The organism is Nostoc sp. UHCC 0870, from assembly GCF_022063185.1.
In the GTDB taxonomy this organism is placed as follows: domain Bacteria; phylum Cyanobacteriota; class Cyanobacteriia; order Cyanobacteriales; family Nostocaceae; genus Trichormus.
The window spans coordinates 4,227,356-4,245,402 of record NZ_CP091913.1; the positions used below are offsets into that span (position 1 = coordinate 4,227,356).

At 41.2% G+C, this 18,047-nt stretch carries 17 protein-coding genes, 1 tRNA gene and 1 other annotated feature; of the genes, 11 read left to right on the forward strand and 7 right to left on the reverse strand.

All coding sequences use genetic code 11. The features are described 5' to 3' along the window. Positions 1 to 308: 308 nt before the first annotated feature. Together L6494_RS17775 and L6494_RS17780 are read right to left on the reverse strand one after the other, a co-directional pair. Positions 309 to 2,495, reverse strand: coding sequence for a PP2C family serine/threonine-protein phosphatase (locus tag L6494_RS17775; RefSeq protein WP_237989015.1), 2,187 nt, complete (start codon positions 2,493 to 2,495; stop codon positions 309 to 311). An 890-nt stretch (positions 2,496 to 3,385) separates the two neighbouring features. Continuing rightward, positions 3,386 to 3,736, reverse strand: coding sequence for an NAD(P)H-quinone oxidoreductase subunit M (locus tag L6494_RS17780; RefSeq protein WP_237989016.1), 351 nt, complete (start codon positions 3,734 to 3,736; stop codon positions 3,386 to 3,388). A 724-nt stretch (positions 3,737 to 4,460) separates the two neighbouring features. Here L6494_RS17780 and L6494_RS17785 point away from each other — a divergent pair. Further along, positions 4,461 to 4,742: an Npun_R1517 family heterocyst differentiation transcriptional regulator gene (locus L6494_RS17785; protein ID WP_237989017.1), complete on the forward strand. Its 282-nt coding sequence runs from the start codon at positions 4,461 to 4,463 to the stop codon at positions 4,740 to 4,742. A gap of 892 nt (positions 4,743 to 5,634) precedes the next feature. On the opposite strand, the gene L6494_RS17790 is transcribed toward L6494_RS17785, so the two are convergent. Continuing rightward, the gene (locus tag L6494_RS17790; protein ID WP_237989018.1) at positions 5,635 to 6,582 is read right to left on the reverse strand and encodes a glycosyltransferase family 2 protein; all 948 of its coding nucleotides are present in this window, start codon (positions 6,580 to 6,582) and stop codon (positions 5,635 to 5,637) included. Positions 6,583 to 6,863: 281 nt separating this feature from the next. Here L6494_RS17790 and rplS point away from each other — a divergent pair, with 281 nt between their 5' ends. From rplS to rplL, 8 genes are all read left to right on the forward strand, one after another. After that, complete coding sequence (gene rplS, locus L6494_RS17795; RefSeq protein WP_237996121.1) at positions 6,864 to 7,226, forward strand: 50S ribosomal protein L19; 363 nt, start codon at positions 6,864 to 6,866, stop codon at positions 7,224 to 7,226. 147 nt (positions 7,227 to 7,373) lie between these two features. After that, positions 7,374 to 7,446: transfer RNA gene (locus L6494_RS17800), tRNA-Trp, on the forward strand. Between the two features lie 196 nt (positions 7,447 to 7,642). Further along, complete coding sequence (gene secE / locus L6494_RS17805) at positions 7,643 to 7,864, forward strand: preprotein translocase subunit SecE (protein ID WP_237989019.1); 222 nt, start codon at positions 7,643 to 7,645, stop codon at positions 7,862 to 7,864. Further along, positions 7,864 to 8,496: a transcription termination/antitermination protein NusG gene (gene nusG / locus L6494_RS17810; RefSeq protein ID WP_237989020.1), complete on the forward strand. Its 633-nt coding sequence runs from the start codon at positions 7,864 to 7,866 to the stop codon at positions 8,494 to 8,496. The genes secE and nusG overlap by 1 nt, the downstream gene beginning before the upstream one ends. Before the next feature lie 6 nt (positions 8,497 to 8,502). Beyond that, entirely contained in the window at positions 8,503 to 8,928 is a 426-nt protein-coding gene (gene rplK, locus L6494_RS17815) for a 50S ribosomal protein L11 (RefSeq protein ID WP_190704514.1), read from the forward strand. Between the two features lie 116 nt (positions 8,929 to 9,044). After that, positions 9,045 to 9,761: a 50S ribosomal protein L1 gene (gene rplA, locus L6494_RS17820; RefSeq protein ID WP_190704512.1), complete on the forward strand. Its 717-nt coding sequence runs from the start codon at positions 9,045 to 9,047 to the stop codon at positions 9,759 to 9,761. A 54-nt stretch (positions 9,762 to 9,815) separates the two neighbouring features. Further along, positions 9,816 to 9,980 (forward strand) — a sequence feature (ribosomal protein L10 leader region). A gap of 59 nt (positions 9,981 to 10,039) precedes the next feature. Next, entirely contained in the window at positions 10,040 to 10,591 is a 552-nt protein-coding gene (gene rplJ, locus L6494_RS17825; RefSeq protein ID WP_237989021.1) for a 50S ribosomal protein L10, read from the forward strand. Between the two features lie 83 nt (positions 10,592 to 10,674). Then, positions 10,675 to 11,061, forward strand: coding sequence for a 50S ribosomal protein L7/L12 (gene rplL, locus L6494_RS17830; protein WP_237989022.1), 387 nt, complete (start codon positions 10,675 to 10,677; stop codon positions 11,059 to 11,061). 388 nt (positions 11,062 to 11,449) lie between these two features. Here the strand turns inward: rplL and L6494_RS17835 are convergent, their stop codons facing one another. The 3 genes from L6494_RS17835 to L6494_RS17845 are packed head-to-tail and all read right to left on the reverse strand — an operon-like array spanning position 11,450 to position 15,618. Further along, on the reverse strand, positions 11,450 to 12,724 hold the full coding sequence (locus L6494_RS17835; protein WP_237989023.1) for a hypothetical protein: 1,275 nt from the start codon (positions 12,722 to 12,724) through the stop codon (positions 11,450 to 11,452). Between the two features lie 3 nt (positions 12,725 to 12,727). Next, a complete protein-coding gene (locus L6494_RS17840) occupies positions 12,728 to 13,663 on the reverse strand; it encodes a hypothetical protein (protein WP_237989024.1) in 936 nt (311 codons plus the stop codon). Continuing rightward, positions 13,660 to 15,618: a serine protease gene (locus L6494_RS17845; protein WP_237989025.1), complete on the reverse strand. Its 1,959-nt coding sequence runs from the start codon at positions 15,616 to 15,618 to the stop codon at positions 13,660 to 13,662. The genes L6494_RS17840 and L6494_RS17845 overlap by 4 nt, the downstream gene beginning before the upstream one ends. A gap of 89 nt (positions 15,619 to 15,707) precedes the next feature. Here L6494_RS17845 and L6494_RS17850 point away from each other — a divergent pair, with 89 nt between their 5' ends. Together L6494_RS17850 and L6494_RS17855 are read left to right on the forward strand one after the other, a co-directional pair. Next, the gene (locus L6494_RS17850) at positions 15,708 to 15,953 is read left to right on the forward strand and encodes a hypothetical protein (RefSeq protein ID WP_237989026.1); all 246 of its coding nucleotides are present in this window, start codon (positions 15,708 to 15,710) and stop codon (positions 15,951 to 15,953) included. Between the two features lie 134 nt (positions 15,954 to 16,087). Beyond that, positions 16,088 to 16,477 (forward strand): hypothetical protein, encoded by a 390-nt coding sequence (locus L6494_RS17855; RefSeq protein ID WP_237989027.1) that lies wholly within the window; start codon positions 16,088 to 16,090, stop codon positions 16,475 to 16,477. Here L6494_RS17855 and L6494_RS17860 read toward each other — a convergent pair whose 3' ends face one another. After that, complete coding sequence (locus tag L6494_RS17860; protein WP_237989028.1) at positions 16,478 to 17,974, reverse strand: HlyD family efflux transporter periplasmic adaptor subunit; 1,497 nt, start codon at positions 17,972 to 17,974, stop codon at positions 16,478 to 16,480. It lies immediately after the preceding gene. Positions 17,975 to 18,047: the final 73 nt, after the last annotated feature.

Consider the following 18,047-nt stretch of genomic DNA (forward strand, 5'->3'; position numbering starts at 1 on the left):
CTAAACACAAATAATTTCTACCAACAATTTATAGGAAAATTTTGATCTTATAAATTTAAGTTTAGTTATTATCTGTATTATTTCAGGTTTTTACAAGTTTATCGATTATTTGTTTGTGTTGCACTAGCCTAACTGAGTGTACTGGTCACAAAACACAAAGCTGTCATCAAACCTTCACGCCCCTCTGTGTGAACCTCCGCGCTCCTTTGCGTTAAATCAATTATGTTGGGTTTCCTTGCGTCAACCCAACCTACTTGCTAATCCAAAATCCAAAATTTAGAATCTAAAATTCGGAGGGTCAAGTCAACCTACTTACTTTCTGTAACAGTTTGGGGCTTTCCGTTGGAAGATGTATCACAGGGGAACTGATCATCCGCTTGTAATACATCTACACCGGATTTTTTCAAATTTAATAGTGTAATGACTTGTGTTTTTGCTACTGAGCCTGGATTCGTACATACATACAAAGACACATCATAATCTTCAGGAGCAAGCTGAGAATTAGGTTTTTTATTCAAAACTTTTAAATATGTGTCGCCGGGTAACTTTCCGCCATCTTTCAAAGAAATTGGATTTTTGGTTCTAATTATCCATCCAGTCTGGAGGTTATCCATTCGCCTCTCCCCTGATATATCAGTTACTGGATTTGTCATCTCTGGACGTGAGTCTGCACGAGGTTTATTTCTGTTTTCCCATATGAACTTAGCCCAGAAGCCTAATGCACCAACGGCGATCGCTAATAATAATGGAACTATTAAATTTAAGGGTAGATTTCTGAAGTTAGTTTTTTGACGCAGGACTTTTGTCGGTTGCCCGGGGTCACTTTCTAGTAATGTTGGTGATGTTGGACTTGCAGTCGCATTCACGGTTGGTATGCTGACACTATCAGGTATGACGACTTGAATAGTTGACTCTGGTTCAGAGTATTTGACTTGATAGTGTACTAAAGCAATGGTGACATTATCATGTCCATTTTTAGTATTGGCAATTTCTATCAAGCGATCGCTAACATCAACTAAATTCTTGCCACCATTGAGAATTGGTAAAATTTCTTTTTCCCAATATTCTTCCACCCGGTCAAAGTCACTCAATCCATCGGATGTGAGCAGAAATACTGTATCTTCGTCGCAAATAAATCTCTGTGCTGTCGGATGTAAAGAAGTGCTGGGACTCATCCCCAAAGCCTGGACTAGAGAACCTGCACCACCTTGCTGTACTGCTTCCCGATAGATAGCGTAGCCTAATCTAACTTCCCGTGAGGCTACATCGTCATCCAGGGTAACTTGATAACAACCTTGGGGGGTAATCCAGTAGGCGCGACTATCACCCACATGAGTAATGTACATCTCATGGGCAAGAGGTAGTGCCATCACCAAGGTTGTCCCCATGCGTTTTCTACCCTGGCGATTTTCGCTGTCATTGCGCTGACTAATTTTGTCGTTAGCAACTGCTACTGCTTTTTCTAAGTCGGCCAGCACAATTGAGGGATCTATATGATCAATAGGTAATCTTGTCAAGTCCTGGACTTGCTGCTGAATAGTTTCAATAGCTAAATTAGAAGCTACATTTCCGCCCTCATGTCCACCAATACCATCACAGACAATAGCTAAGGCTGTCTGAGGTGGTTTACTCAACAGTGTTCCACTAGATGGATAACAGGCATCTTCATTCCGTTCACGCCTAGTTCCCGTGTCTGTTTTGGTAATAATTTGAATAGTGGGTGTTTGGGTTCGCCCTAAATCTCTTAAACCTTGGTCTAAAACGCCAATGAGCAATTCTGGTGAATCAATTTCGCCGACAATCAATAAATTACTAACTTGATCAACAAAATCAGCGATCGCTGGTTTGGCACTGCTGGCTAATTGCTGCCAAAATTCGCCTAATTGAGGTAATTCTGGGGTTTTAGCATGGTCAAAATGCAATTCCAACAACCGTACTAATGTCCCTTCTACCCGTAATAAGTAAGGGTCTAGTAAGCTCGAAACAACACCTTCACTCTTTAAAGGTTGCCAAAGCTGGGCAATTTGCCATAACCAGTTGAGTTGGCGCATGGATGTAGCATGACTCCAAGCATCAGTTAATTGGCTGCATAAACTGATTTGTTGTCCTGTACTGTCAATTACTATTGGCGGTTTTTCTAACAGCAGGATTTCACTGGGGCTGTCTCCTTCAAATAGCTGTAAGACTCCATAGACCTGGGGAACGTTTAAGCGATAGGGAATTAGCCTGAGATAAGGTCTAATGGGCTGTGAATTTTCTACCTCTGGTGCTTGGGGAGGTAGACCAGGGTGAGTGTCGAAAACAACAGATTTATGAATGATTAAATAGCGATCGGCTAATAATTCACCAGGACTGCCTACAGCTAGACCGTTTCCTCCAACCCACAAGTAACGTTGAGGTAAGGGTGTGGAGCATTGCTGGCAAAACTTGTTAGTCAGGGAATTTGTCGCCTGACAATTTGGGCAGTGGAGGAGCGTTGCCGCATCATTTGTCATAGTGTTCGCACCGATCAGCGATTGGCAATTTCTTCAACAATATAAACCGCTCATTTCTCTTCAATTGGACTTGTCCAACTTGGGATGATGATTTTAGCTGGTAGATACCAGAAAATACTAATACGTAATTTACAATCTATGCAAAGAACAGACTCATCTGTCAACCATACAGCCTCATCATAGCTTCTATTCCTGTGCAACTTCCTATAACTAGAGCAACTTACTTTCACCCTGTTCTGCAAGCATAACTACAACTAAATATTTCCTGTTTCCTGGTAGTATATGGCTTTTTGAGTAAGTACCTGAGAACCTAGGCATTTTTCTAGGTGATAATTTGCTGCACCGCTATGAACTTTAATTAAGAATTAAGATGGCTGCTGTCTAGACAAATTTTGCTTTGTTCATCTGTTCTGGTGTACGCAGTTCCTGAAAGCTAATTAGGCATTAAAAGCGACTAAGTAAAAGAAGGTTACAAAAATTAACTTGTTAAGGTTAACAAATTTCAACGAAAGATAGTTCTGCACTATGCTGATGTAAAGAGGGAACGTAAGTCTTTTGAAGTGAGACAATCTCACAATTCAAGATTGCATTACCCATCGCTATAAAATAAAATTCTCTTATTTCATAACGTGAAAGTATTATTGCTATTTTATTAGCAAATTTTTGTATCAGAATCTACTATATATTCCTTAGCAATTATTTATTTAGTAAAGTTAAAACTTAGCACCTGGGACTATTATCAACAATACCTAAAAAACGGGCTTCGGAATGAATAATCGAGAGCTTCAGCCTCAAATATTCTCAAGAAACCCGTTTTTAACCCAAGTGCAAGATGTCAGTCTCCCAAAGGGCGCAGCTACGCACTAGCACAAAATCAAGACTATTTACTTCTATTCAACTGCAACTTGAGGGAGTCCCATACTATAGTTAGTGACCCGCGCAGAGAGATTGTAGCTGATTTCACCTGTTTGTAGGAGCGATCGCAAATAATGCTCCAAATCAGAACCAATCCGACGTAAGTTGTAGTCTGTGAGGTCTACACCACTTGATGCTTCCACTAGTTCATCAAATTTACGATAAATCTTTTGCAAAGCATCTTCATTCCAGTTGAATTCGTTGTCTGGGTCAACATCCAATGTTAAGACCTGATGACTGGGAACTAGTTCGCCTTCCCGGTCAATTTCTCCTGCAAAAATGCGTATATGACGGGTTGTAGACTTGAGCAGCGTCGGGTTGTCCATAGCTAGGATGAGAGATTTATGTTGATGATACTGAAATTATTGTAGACGCTAGACCAGGGACTAATAAAGGGAATTGGGGACTGGGGGATTGAGAAGAAGTAGAGGGGTAGGGTAGACAAGGGAGAATTTTCCTTCAATTCCAAATTTCCAATTCCTTCGTATTCACAAACTGGAGTGACTAAATACAGGTTAATTTAGCTTTTAGTCTATGCTATGGTTTAAAACCAAGATTTTACACTTGATAAAATTATTTATTTTACTCTCCTGAATTTTATGTTGAAAAAAACGTACATCAAGTAATTTTACGTAGTGACGATAAAAATGCCTCTAGCTCTAATTAAAGCTCAAAAAACTAGCGGATTTACTTACGTGTAAACACGAAAAGTTCAGTAAAAAGTCTAACTATTATTGACTTAAAAATAAAGTTGATGTAAAAAGCTTTAAAAAGCTAGAACAACTTCTTACAGAAACTTTATTGTATAGAATCTCAAAAACTGAATAATAGTTATGGCTTGCTTTAAAAGCATCTAACACAGGTAGATGACAAGATAAAGGCTACCAGTCTGTCTAAAAATACACAAGAGAGTGCAATGGAAAATAAATGCTATGACTTGAAAAAAACATTCTTAATTCCAGCAGAGTAGATTCAAAAAGATATAAAGAATTTTTTCTGGAGATATAAGTCCTTACCTCGTAACCACCAAGTACAGGAATCCTCAAAACTATGAACTCTAAAGCATTACCACGGCAAATAAATAATATCGAAGTAGGTGTTTATGATTGCGAAATACATCTGAAATTCCGGCTGATTGAGGAAAAAAGTTTATTAGGCGATCGCGAAGAACTGTTGCAAGTGCTACTAGACGCTTTAACAGAAGGTTCTGATGATTTCTTAGAGATGCTACAAGCATCTGTTAAAGCGCAGGAGATTTCTGAATTTAAGGCTTCACCTCAAATGCGTCGTCAACTCATGCGACTGCGTAATGCTGTTGATAATACTCAGTAATCAAAAATATAGCTGTCATGGGAGTAGCGGTAAATTTAAAATTAGGCAAATAATCTTAATTTTTTTATTGATTTTCATTTGCCTATTTGCTCTCAGTAATTAAGTTAATACTTGTATAATTAATTTTCTGGATAAGAGCAATTCCCCCTACTCTTTGAAAAGCTAGACTGGGTATTTATTAAGTAGGCATTAATTATGTTACTAAGTAAATATCTTAGTGTTTACTAATGCAAATACACTAAGATTTCAGTGATTTTCAAAAGAAGTTGATAAGCTAATCGTCATTCATTTTTCCAGAATGATTCGCTTGTAGTCAGGGTTTCAGACCTACCTTCCTGTAAATTAAATGCTGATTAGCTTATTACCACGATTTTAATTGAGGTTCTCAGTATTAATTTAGTCATGCAACATATCGGAAATAATCAATAGATTCAAAACTCAGTTAAATCAATTTGCAATGCGCTTGCGCCCCACTACTCTCTAAGAGCGTGGTTGAAAAATCTGAAAGAGTACAATTTTGTCATTCTGACCGAAGGGAAGAATCCAGAGTTTCCTTGATTTAAGCCCCATACTGATATATTTCACTCCAGTTCCTACCCTACGGGAACGCTGGCGCGAACCCTTGGCTCAGGACTGCGTACTCTTAGGTCGTTCGCGATAGCGTTGCGTAGCAAAGCAAGCTACAAGATGACATAAAAAGACCCTTTTCAAACATCCTCATAAGTACAGCTTTCCGCCGGCTTTACTCAGTTACGTTTTGTAACCGGGATTTACGCCAACAAAACACCTGCTGCTGATAGATGTATGGGACTTGAAACCCTAACTTTGGTTAAATATAGCTAAATTTATAAATTTTCAAATTTCCCTCATGAATTTGATATTTATTGCATTTTTAGAAATTCTCAATTAATACAAACTTTTTAACATGGGAGCTATACATTTTTGACCGCCGCGAGTAAAGCACAGTCAATAAAAATTTCCAATTAGCAAAAGAGCATACAGACGTATCTAATAATCCTAAACAACCTTGCAAATCTTTCTTCTTTAAAGCAACTACAGTCCAGTGTAATTTTAAATAATTTTTGATATCTTCCAGTTCAGGTAAGTAATCACGGTGTTTTTCATCAACTAATGAGTATATCTTTTCCTTCATCAAAATGTTGGTATTTAAACGCTGAATAAAAGAAAATTTTTGATTATAAGCACCAGGCCAAATTGTCCGGTAAGCAAGACACTGATTGAGGAAAATGCCGTGGCCAAACTGAGCAATGCGAATCCAAGAATCTATATCATCACAGTTGGTGTTTAATTGAGAATCCCAACCACCAGTTTTCAAAAAAGCATCACGGCGACAAGCAACTTGAACAGGTGTACCAAAGGGGATTAATTCCAAGAGCATTCCGTAGTGAATATCAGCTTGGGGAATATAAAAAGCTAAACCGGGTCCAAATTGAGGAGTACGGCTGAGTTCTACCTCATTTGTATCGACTTGCGCCGCAATACAAGAGCAAATCGCAGCATCAGGACAAAGTGCGATCGCCTGGGACATCTGTTCAATACAATTAACATCTAAATAGTCATCATCATCTAAAAACTTGATCCAATCACCCCTAGCTTTCTCTACGCCAGCATTAACTGTTGCTGCATGACCTTGATTGACTTGGTTGCGATGATAAACTACAGCACTACCCAAACTTCTGACATATCTTTCTGTATCCTCAGATGAGCAGTCATCAGCAACAACTACCTCACAAGGAATAGTCTGTTTTAGTGCAGAGTCAATCGCACGACGCAGCAAGTTTAGGCGGTTATAGGTAGAGATGACAATACTAAATTTCATAAATCTCACACCTGGAGCAAGAGTTTGTACAATATAACCGCCCTTCCTCCCAGATCGTATTGGGGATATAACCTAGATACGGAGGAATTTCTGGAAAATACTAGGTTGGAGGCTACAGACTAGCATCGCAAGACGAAAGTCAACAGTCAAAATATCTTTCCCCCATACCCTTAAACCTCAATCCCCATTCCCAATTTTTAAGACATTTACTTCAAATAGTGGACTGAAAGATGATTCTCCATTTATGATGAATGATCGTGAGATTTTTAATCAGACCAGCCATGAATGCTCAAGAAATTATCCGTTCCATTGAAGCGGAACATCTAAAATCAAACCTCCCCCAAATTTACGTGGGCGACACTGTAAAAGTCGGCGTAAAGATTAAAGAAGGCGAAAAATACCGCGTGCAACCCTACGAAGGTGTGGTAATTGCTATGCGTAACGGTGGTATTAACGAAACCATTACAGTTCGCAAAGTTTTCCAAGGTGTAGGCGTGGAGCGAGTATTTCTCCTCCATTCTCCTCGGATTGATAGCATCAAAATTATCCGTCGAGGTAAAGTCAGACGTGCCAAACTCTACTACCTCAGAGGCCGTGTTGGTAAAGCTACCCGGATTCAGCAACGCTTTGACCGGGCTTTATAACTTTATGGCTCTTGAGTATGCCAGAAATTTTTAGCTAACAGGCGGCATCTGCCGCTAGTTTGTTTCTTCAATAAAAATGTGTTATCATAATGATTGTGCGTTAAACTGAAAAAGTTCAACGTAGCAAACAAACCCAACCCAGCTTGTGCGCTCTTAGTTCAGTTGGTAGAACGCAGGTCTCCAAAACCTGATGTCGGGGGTTCAAGTCCTCCAGGGCGCGCTCGAAAGTAAAAACACAGCCCGAAGCAGTAGCACACCTGCTAACATAGCAGAAGGTGCTATTGATTTCGGGTGTAGTTGTTTTATACTTGCAGCTTTTTTGCTTCCAGTTAATATTTGATGGAGTTAAAGCTGTCAACCTGGATGAAAATTAGCAGAGTATAGCTGTATTGAAAAAGATGGGGGGATAAACGACCGTGGCCAAAAAGAATGAAGCAGAAATAGCAGAAACTCCAAGTGGGTTTAACTTCCTCAACTTCTTCCAAGGAACAAGAGAAGAACTAGAGAAAGTAGTTTGGCCCAGTCGCAAGCAACTAGTCAGCGAATCAGCTGCCGTGTTGTTAATGGTGACACTCTCAGCTTCTTTAATATATTTGGTTGATGGATTGTTTGCTTGGGCAGCAAAGCAGGTATTCTGATGACTTCTGCAACAGACGAACCAATGAACTCGGCGTTGCAGTCAGAGGAAACAGCAGAAGCAGCGTCAAAAGAAGCACGCTGGTATGCAGTACAAGTAGCCTCAGGCTGCGAAAAACGGGTTAAAACTAACTTGGAGCAGCGCATCCAAACTTTTGATGTGGGCGATAAAATTGTCCAAGTAGAAATCCCTCATACACCATCAGTGAAAATTCGCAAAGATGGTAGCCGTCATCATACAGAGGAAAAAGTATTTCCTGGCTATGTGTTAGTACGGATGATGTTGGATGATGATACTTGGCAAGTAGTACGCAATACATCCCATGTAATTAACTTTGTGGGAGCGGAACAAAAACGTGGCACAGGCAAAAGTCGTGGTCACGTTAAGCCATTACCCTTAAGCCACTCAGAAGTAGAACGCATATTCAAACAAACCACCGAACAAGAGCCAGTAGTCAAAATTGACATGGCCACAGGTGATAAGATAGTTGTGCTTTCTGGCCCATTTAAGGACTTTGAAGGTGAGGTAATTGAGGTTAGTCCAGAACGGAGTAAACTAAAAGCCTTACTATCGATTTTCGGGCGAGATACACCAGTAGAACTGGAATTTAATCAGGTAGAAAAACAGAGCTAAATACAAATGGCGAAGAAAGTAGTAGCGGTCATTAAACTGGCCCTGAATGCTGGAAAAGCCAACCCAGCACCCCCAGTTGGCCCTGCATTGGGTCAACATGGTGTGAACATCATGATGTTCTGCAAAGAGTACAACGCCAAAACAGCAGACCAAGCTGGTATGGTAATTCCTGTAGAAATTTCGGTTTATGAAGACCGGAGTTTTACATTTGTACTCAAAACCCCACCAGCATCCGTACTGATTCGCAAGGCAGCGAAAATTGAAAGAGGTTCTAACGAACCCAACAAAAAGAAAGTTGGCTCAATCACCACCGCCCAGTTGCGGGAGATTGCCCAAACAAAACTACCTGACCTCAACGCCAATGATATAGATGCGGCGATGAACATTGTGGCAGGGACAGCTAAAAATATGGGTGTCACCATCACAGATTGATGATGATGCGTTTTGAGCTAAAAATTCAGCTCAATCGAAAATCAATCCAAAATCTAAAATCCACGCATTGAATCGGGGGAGAAGCAAAGCTTCGCAAGTTACCCCAGGAGATAAAAATGACAAAAAAAGTATCCCGACGCTTGCAAGGACTGCAAGCCAAGGTAGAAGATAGAGAATATACACCTTTAGACGCTTTATTACTTCTGAAAGAAACTGCCACAGCTAAATTTGCGGAAGCAGCAGAAGCTCATATTCGCCTAGGTATTGATCCAAAATATACAGACCAACAATTACGTACCACAGTCGCACTACCCAAAGGTACAGGGCAAATTGTCCGAGTAGCTGTGATTTCTCGTGGTGAAAAAGTTTCCGAAGCCTCCAATGCTGGTGCTGACATAGTTGGTTCTGAAGAACTAATTGACGAAATCCAAAAAGGGCGCATGGATTTTGACAAATTGATCGCTACACCAGATGTAATGCCACAGGTGGCAAAACTGGGTAAATTGTTAGGTCCTCGTGGTTTGATGCCATCACCAAAAGGTGGTACAGTCACATTTGACGTAGCAAGTGCGATCGCGGAATTTAAAGCAGGTAAATTAGAATTCCGGGCTGACCGTACAGGCATAGTTCATGTTATGTTTGGTAAGGCAACCTTCGCGCCTGAAGATTTATTGATTAACCTGAAGGCGTTGCAAGAGACGATTGACCGTAACCGTCCTTCAGGAGCAAAAGGCCGCTACTGGCGTTCAATTTATGTGTCTGCCACGATGGGACCATCAATTAAACTCGATATTGCTGCTTTACGAGATTATAAACTGACTGAAGCTGCTTAATTAGCAAGTAGGAAGTGGGAAGTAGGAGATTACCCCCCACTCACCACTCTCCCCAAAATTTAATAAGCAAAGCCGGAGACAGCAGGTGCTAATCGCTTAATATCCTGCCTAGGTAAAGCTCTATTGCCAAAAATGAGACTCATAATTGTGTCTTATCATGGCAGCCAGAGTATTAATCCTCAACCCCGGCTAACATAGCTGGGGTTTGTTGTTATGCCCTAGTCAGATAAAAATCATCACAGAGAAATCGACAATTATTTTCGGGAGGTGAAACCGACATGGGTAGAACACTAGAAAACAAAAAAGAGATAGTAGCTGATCTCAAACAAACTTTGAGTCAGTCAACTTTGGCACTGGTAATTGACTACCAAGGGCTGACAGTTGCCGAAATTACCGACTTACGGCGGCGGTTGCGTCCCACTGGCACTAGCTGCAAAGTGACTAAGAACACTTTTATGGGTATTGCCATTCAAGACGATGAAAAATGGCAACCCCTGTCGGAGTTGTTGAAAGGTGCTTCTGCCTTTTTATTAGTTGAAGAAGATTTTTCTTCTGCAATTAAAGCTTATCAAGACTTCCAAAAAGCCTCTAAGAAGACAGAACTTCGCGGTGGTGTAATGGATGGTCGCCTGCTCCAAGCACCGGATGTCAAGGCTTTAGGAGACTTGCCATCTAAAGAAGAACTCATGGCTCAAATTGCTGGAGCTATCAACGCTTTGGCAACAAAAGTCGCCGTGGGTATCAACGAAGTTCCCAGTGGGCTGGCGCGTGCTTTGCAGGCTGTCGCTGATAAAGAAAATAGTGGCGATGAGAGTGCTAGTGAGGAATAGATAAAGGGTGATATAAACCCAATTACCTATTACACACTCAACAATTACCAAAAAAAACAATCAAAATTACGGGAGTAATATAAATGTCTGCAACAACCGATCAAATTCTAGAACAATTGAAATCTTTGACCTTGTTGGAAGCTTCCGAGCTAGTTAAGCAAATTGAAGAAGCTTTTGGCGTAAGTGCTGCTGCACCTGCTGGTGGAATGATGATGATGGCTGCTCCTAGTGCTGCTGCTGAACCAGTAGAAGAGAAGACCGAGTTTGATGTAATTTTAGAATCTGTACCAGCTGATAAGAAAATTGCTGTACTGAAAGTTGTACGGGAAATCACTGGTCTGGGTCTGAAAGAAGCGAAAGACTTGGTAGAAGCTGCACCTAAAGCAGTTAAAGAAGCGATCGCTAAGGATGCTGCTGAAGATGCTAAGAAGCGGATTGAAGAAGCTGGCGGTAAGGTAGCAGTTAAGTAATTAAGGCAGAAAGTAGAAGATATTTACATTTTACTTTCGTCATCAATTACTTAAATATTCTTGAATAAAAAAAGGGGTCTAATTAGACTCCTTTTTTGTTGCTAATCCAACGATATTAAACACGTTGTCATCTGGAAGCACGTAGATAGGGCGATCGCTCTTTTCCCCCTTTAGGGAGTTACAAGAACCCCACCCCCAACCCCCTCCCCGCAAGCAAGGAGGGGGCTATGATATACCTCATGTGATGAGGAAACGCTATAAGGAATGAAATGCTACTAACCCTGAAATGTCATTCTGAGTGGAGTCCTGAGCGAAGCGAAGGAACTGGAAGGAAGAATCTCGGACTGTCACCTGTCACCTGTCACCTGTCACCTGTCACCTATCATTTTTAATTGCTATTCTTTGCATCTGATTTAGGCGCGTTACTAAATAACCAAGAAAGCAGATTGGCAATTGTAGCGACACCAAAGGAGAATAGGGCAATAATCGCATCACGGGGTAAAAAGCTATCTAACCAACTACTTTGGATTCTAGAAACGGGAAAATCTTGGTCTAGTCCGATTTGAATTTGTTTAGTTCTGCCAGAGAAACGCGCCTCTATACCTTTTTTATCGGGAATAAGTTGTAAATGGCGGATGAGTTGAATATTTAGTGGCACATTAGGATCTTCTCCCATAAGAAATTGGTTATCTTGAATTTCTCTTTCCTGTTCTGCCATGCGAATTTTGCCTTCGATAATGGTAGAAACTTCTAAATCATCTCTGATGTCGCGGCTATTTCTATCTACACGGGAAAATCTCACATCTTTAGTGGCTATTTTTCCCCTAAACCATTGCTCTGATTGAGGTTTGGGAGGTTGGGATAGGGTAATGTAAATGTTGGTATTTTGTGCCAGTTCTAAATTAAATTCTTTATTGTTTGGGTTGACAATAAAATCTAATTGTGTTTGTTGATCTTGTTGTTGGGGTAAGTTTAAATCAGGTAATTTATAATTTTCTAAAATAACTTTGACTGGTTGTTCACCTAGGTAGATTTTTAAGGTGTTGAAGTTATTTTGATTTATTTGAGGGTTGGTTAAAAGAGAAAAAGCTAGTTGCTGACGATAAAAGTCATAATTTAATCCGGCTACTTTGGTTTGGGGTTGGATTCGCAGTTCTTCTAGGGTGATTTCGCTGGTTGTATCGGGATTAGCTGGAGTAATAATTAATTTACTCTTTCTGTCGGTAAGCTGGATTTTTAAAGAGTTTAATTGATTGAGTTGGGGCAATGATTCACTTTGAAAGCTACCAGTAAAAGTTAGTGTTTGGCTGCCTTCATTTTCTAGTTCTTTAATGTTTTTAATATTGCCAAGAAATAATTTAGGTTGCAGATCATTATAGGTAAAAGTCATTTCTTGAAAAATGAGATTACCTTCAAATATGTGTGTTCCTGGTAAAATGGCGGCAACGGTAACAACACTAAAAGCCAAAAGTGACAGCAACCCAAAAATAAAGGTTCTTCTTTGGGCTAGGTAGGTTTTAAGTTTTGGTAGCTGTTGGTTAATTTTTTTAGTATTGACACGCAAAAAATTGACTAATTTAGTGAGGTTAATTTTACTGATCAGACTCCGTATGATGTTGATGAAATTGCGAGATTGTTGTCTGGCTTTGTGCCGAGATGCCATGTTTTATTTCAACCAATTGGGGTTATGTTCAAATATAATTCGTCTTTCCAGGCGATCGCTAGGTTGATTTCTGCGTTCAATATTAGCAATATAGTGCAGTTCGTAGCGACCGGCTGGGGCTTTTTGTCCATCCCATGTGAACATAATTTCACCGCTTTTGGCGTTGGGGCTGGATGTGCTGTAAATTGGTTTTTTGCCTACTGGGCTGATTCTAAAGCTGGTGAATCTGACTCGATTTTCGGAATAAAAGACAAATTCATATTTACCAGAAGTTTGCCCCAAAATCACGGGAACATACACATTTTGAGAACCAAGGTTATAGGCAGCTACAGCACGAAGTTTGTTAGCTGGGATTTTTGCTTCTCTGAGAACGTAAGTATTCCAGCTAAAGCGGAAATTTGCACCTTTGTTAGATAATGACAAGTCATCTAATTGATAGTGATAATTGTCTCCTAATGATTTAACTATGACTTGGGGATTGTTACCGCCACGGATGCGGGGAACTTGTAATGTCAGGTTTTTGCCGAAGCTGGTAAGGTTGCGGGTGGCGATGGAAATTAGGTTCAAGCTATTGCCGCTTAGGGGTTCGAGTTTGATGCCTTCACAACGGTTGGGGGGTTGGCGACGGATGTAATCGGTAGAACGGGGGTTGCCGGTGGGGCAAGTAGCAGTTGCCGGGAGATGGCTGAGGCTGAGGATAAATAGGGTAGCAAAGGCGATGTGTAGTTGATGTTGGAAACCCCTCTCCAAAGACGCGGAGCGGCTTCTCGCTAGAGTACCTCTCCCCTGCAAGGAGAGAGGCTTTGATTCCTGCTCCCCTCTCCCCTGCCAGGAGAGAAGCTTTGATTCTTGCTCCCCTTCCCTTGTAGGGAAGGGGTTGGGGGTTAGGTTTGAGAGAAAGTTACACATAGCGTTAGTAAGAATAGTTTGATAATTCATAGTTGGTTGAAAGTAATATTCCAGGTGGATAGTAGTTGTTTAACTTCGGAGATGGGGTAGGCGAAACTTCGCGTTTCTCCTTTTTTGCGGCTAATGATGATGCCTACTAGGCGATTTTGGGAGTCGAGTACAGGACTGCCAGAGTAACCGGGTTTGAGTTCGGCTTGGGAGATTTCTAGTTTTTGGTTTTCATGGCTGCTAATTGTTCCTGGTACTATTGACCATGACCTATCTTCATTTCGTTGAGCAGAATGCCCAATAATTTGAATGGGTGTTTTGGGTTTGATGGCGGTTGCAGAGATGGCTAGAGGTTGGATATCTTCTGGCAAGTTACCGCTAACTTCTAAAACAGCTAGATCAAGTCCATTTAGAGGGGTCATTTTGAACAGTTGGGCATTTCGACGCATTCGCACACGGTTTTGTGGCGGGGAACTGAAAAATTCCACTTGCATATTTTTACCTTGTTCATTGCCATCAAAAATCACATGACGATTGGTGAGGATTAATGTCCGGTTGGCTTCTCTGTGAATGACTACGCCAGTACCAATCTCTGTTCCTTGACGTTCTAGGCTGAAAAACTCGGCAGTGATGAGTACCACAGAACGCTTAATGGGTAATGTGGGGTCATTTTTGGGCAACCATTGGCGATCGTCTTCTACGCTGGCTAGTTTATTTTGTTGTTCAGTCCATAATCGCCGTGCTTCTCTATTGTTGTTACTGGCATAGATAAAATTGGGGTCAATTGCTTCTGATTTGTCGAAATGTTCTATGGCTTTTTGAAGTTTCCCCTGTTGTTGGAATACTAACCCCAAACCATTGTTAGCACCAGTATGAGCAGTAGTAAGAGTTGCAAAAGTATCTTCTGGTAATGTTAGGGCTTTTTGGTAGGCGGCGATCGCTTGGTCTAATTTGTTTTGTTCACTCAGGGTATAGCCGAGAGCGTAGTAAGCATCGGCATTGTTAGGGTTGAGTTGAATCGCTTTTTCGTAGGCGGCGATCGCTTGGTCTAATTTGTTTTGGTTTCTCAGGGCAATGCCGAGATTGTTGTAAGCATCGGCATAGTTAGGGTTGAGTTGAATCGCTTTTTCGTAGGCGGCGATCGCTTGGTCTAATTTGTTTTGGTCATACAGGGTATTGCCGAGATTGTTGTAAGCTATGGCAAAGTTAGGGTTGAGTTGAATCGCTTTTTCGTAGGCGGCGATCGCTTGGTCTAATTTGTTTTGGTTTCTCAGGGCAATGCCGAGATTGTTGTAAGCATCGGCATAGTTAGGGTTGAGTTGAATCGCTTTTTGGTAGGCGGCGATCGCTTGGTCTAATTTGTTTTGGTCATACAGGGTATTGCCGAGATTGTAGTAAGCAGTGGCATCGTTAGGGTTGAGTTGAATCGCTTTTTGGAAGGCGGCGATCGCTTGGTCTAATTTGTTTTGGTTATATAGGGCATTGCCGAGATTGTTGTAAGCTTTGGCATAGTTAGGGTTGAGTTGAATCGCTTTTTCGTAGGCGGCGATCGCTTGGTCTAATTTGTTTTGGTTATATAGGGAATTTCCCAAGCCGTTGTAAGCAGTAGCTAAGTTAGGGTTGATTTGCAATGCTTTCTTGTGCTGTGCTAATGCCTCCTCTGGTTTCCCTTGAGCATTTAGCACATTACCTATGCCTGCGTAAGCTTCCGCATCATTGGGATTAAGTTGTAAAGCTTTTTGGTGCGCTGCTAATGCCGCATCTAATTTTCTTTGTCGCCGCAAAGCATTACCCAAATTGTTATAGGCTTTGCCATTATTAGGTTCGAGTTGCAAAACTCTACGCCAAATTCTCTCGGCTTGGGAGTGATTAAATAACGTTTCTGCGGCTTCACCTTGTTTAAATAGTTGTTCAATAGTGTTTTGAGCAACTACAAGCTGGGGTGTGGATGCTAAAGATAAAATTAAGAATAAATTAGTAAATATACGATAGCGCATAAGAATACTAATGCTTTCTCAAATTTTATCAGTACCTACGTGAATATTGCCATATCAGTTATCAGCCTTTGATACTCGTGAATGAGGATGTGAACTCCGTCGATGAGGATATTTTGCTGACGGATGAGGATATTTTGCTGACGGACGAGGATATTTTGCTGATTGATGAGGATATTTTGCTGATTGATGAGGATATTTTGCTGACGGATGAGGATATTTTGCTGGCGGATGAGGATATTTTGCTGATTGATGAGGATATTTTGCTGATTGATGAGGATATTTTGCTGGCGGATGAGGATATTTTGCTGGCGGATGTGCTTGGCAATTTAATCTAGGACAGACCTAACCCCCAGCCCCTTCCCTACAAGGGAAGGGGAGCAAGAATCAAAGCCTCTCTCCTTGTAGGAGAGAGGTTTGGAGAGAGGTCAGAGTACATCAATACAAAAGCGATCGCCTCAAATTATCTTAATTGGGCGATCGTTTTGTTTTTGCTGAAGTTGGGTTTAGCGATCGTATGAACAATCTGCATCAGGCGATCGCTTTGTTTTTGCTGAAGTTGGGTTTGGCGATCGCATTAACAATCTGCATCAGGCGATCGTTCTTTTTTCCCTTTAGTGAGGTACGGTGTACACACAAGTGCTACCCACATACATTTCAGAACCTTGAGAAAATTCTCAACTGTCATGTTGAATGTAGCGACAGCGAAATGAAACATCTAGAGACTACGGTGCAAGTCCGAGATTCTTCCTTCCGCTCCGCTCCACTCAGAATGACATTGAAGGGCTATAAAGCAAGTCGTGAATGGGATTTTAAGACTTGTGTGTACACGGTAGCTTTAGTGAGTTACTACCAAAGTTGATTATCTGACAGAGAATGCTTCACTGAATCGACGAGTTACAGGTTCTATGATAAAAGTCAAAATTGATTTTTTACGCGTCACAATTTCACCTGTAGCTGCCATTCCTGGGGTAAATGCTACCTCCTCTCCTCGAACATTGAGAGAGTGTTTTTTCAGTTTGATTCTAGTAGGAAAAACTAAACCTAAATCTTTATCAACAGTAGCGTTGGGACTGACTTGGACAACTTCACCATCAATAGTCCCAAATTCTTGGAAGGGGAAGGTGGCGATTTTTACTTTTGCTTTCATTCCTTTTTGGATAAAGCCAATATCGCGGTTGAGGACTTTCACTTCTAACTGAATTTCTTCCCCTTCCGGTAAGATTGACAGCAATTCTTCCCCTGCTTGTACTGGCCCTTTAGTGGCTTTAATTTTATAGATAGTACCTGCTACTGGAGCTTTGATAGTTTCTCCATCTTTTTCTTTTCTGGCTTGCTCCAACTGACCAGATATATTAGTGAGTTCTTCTTGACGCTGATTTATCTGAGTTAAAATTTCGCTCTTGCGTTCTGATGCTACACGTTGTGCTTGACTACGGGCGGCTTGGTAGGCTTCTTCGACTTGGCGAATTTCTTGAACTTGAGCTGCTATATCTTTTTGTAGGGATGTAACTCTGTCTTGAGCTTCTGTTAATCTATTTTGGGCATTTGTTACTTCGTCTTTAGCCCTGGTAATATCTGTCTGGGCGCGAGTTAATCTTTCTTTTGCTTCTAGATAATCGACTCTAGGAACAGCACCAGGCGTAATCAGAGTACGAAGATTTTCTTCGCGGCTTTGGGAAATTTCTAGATTACTTTCTACCTTGACACGGATGTTTTCGGCATTGACAAGGTTTGTTTTAGCATTAATAACGCTGGTTTTGGCACTGGCGAGATTATCTTGCAATCGTGTAAAGCGGACTTTTGCTTGGTCGATAAGTGCTTTTTGACGATTAGCTTCTGCTTCGGCGGAGGCTTGGCGTGCTTGATAGTCACGCAGACGAGATTTTAATAGTTCATCTTGGATGTCTGTAGTGGTAGTTTGACCGCCGGTGCGTTCTGCTTGCAAACGCTGCAAGTCTTCTTGAATTAATTTGGTGCTTTGAGCTAGGCGTGTGACATCAGTTTGTTTGAGGTCTGGGTCGCGCTGAATCAGGATTTGTTCTTTGGTGACGCGATCGCCTTCTTTCACCTTGATAGAAACAATATCCCCATTACCTAGAGATGTAACTGGGCGTACTTGGGTGGAAGCGATTAATTCCCCTTGTCCAACAGCCACTTCGTCGATTTCCGATAAACCAGCCCAGGCGATCGCGCCAAATACTACTAAGCTAATTGTTCCTGCTAATAATCTGGTGTAAAGCGGCGGTAATTCCTTAATGGCTTTACCCAGTTCGTAGGATAGTTGGTCTTCTGGTCTAGCAAATTGCTCTTTGGTTTGACGTGCTTGAGCAGCATTGGCTGCTAGGGAATTTTTCATAATTAGTGGGGGTATAGGGGTGTAGGGGTGTAGGGGTATAGGGGATTGGTATTTTGTTATATCCTATGACCCA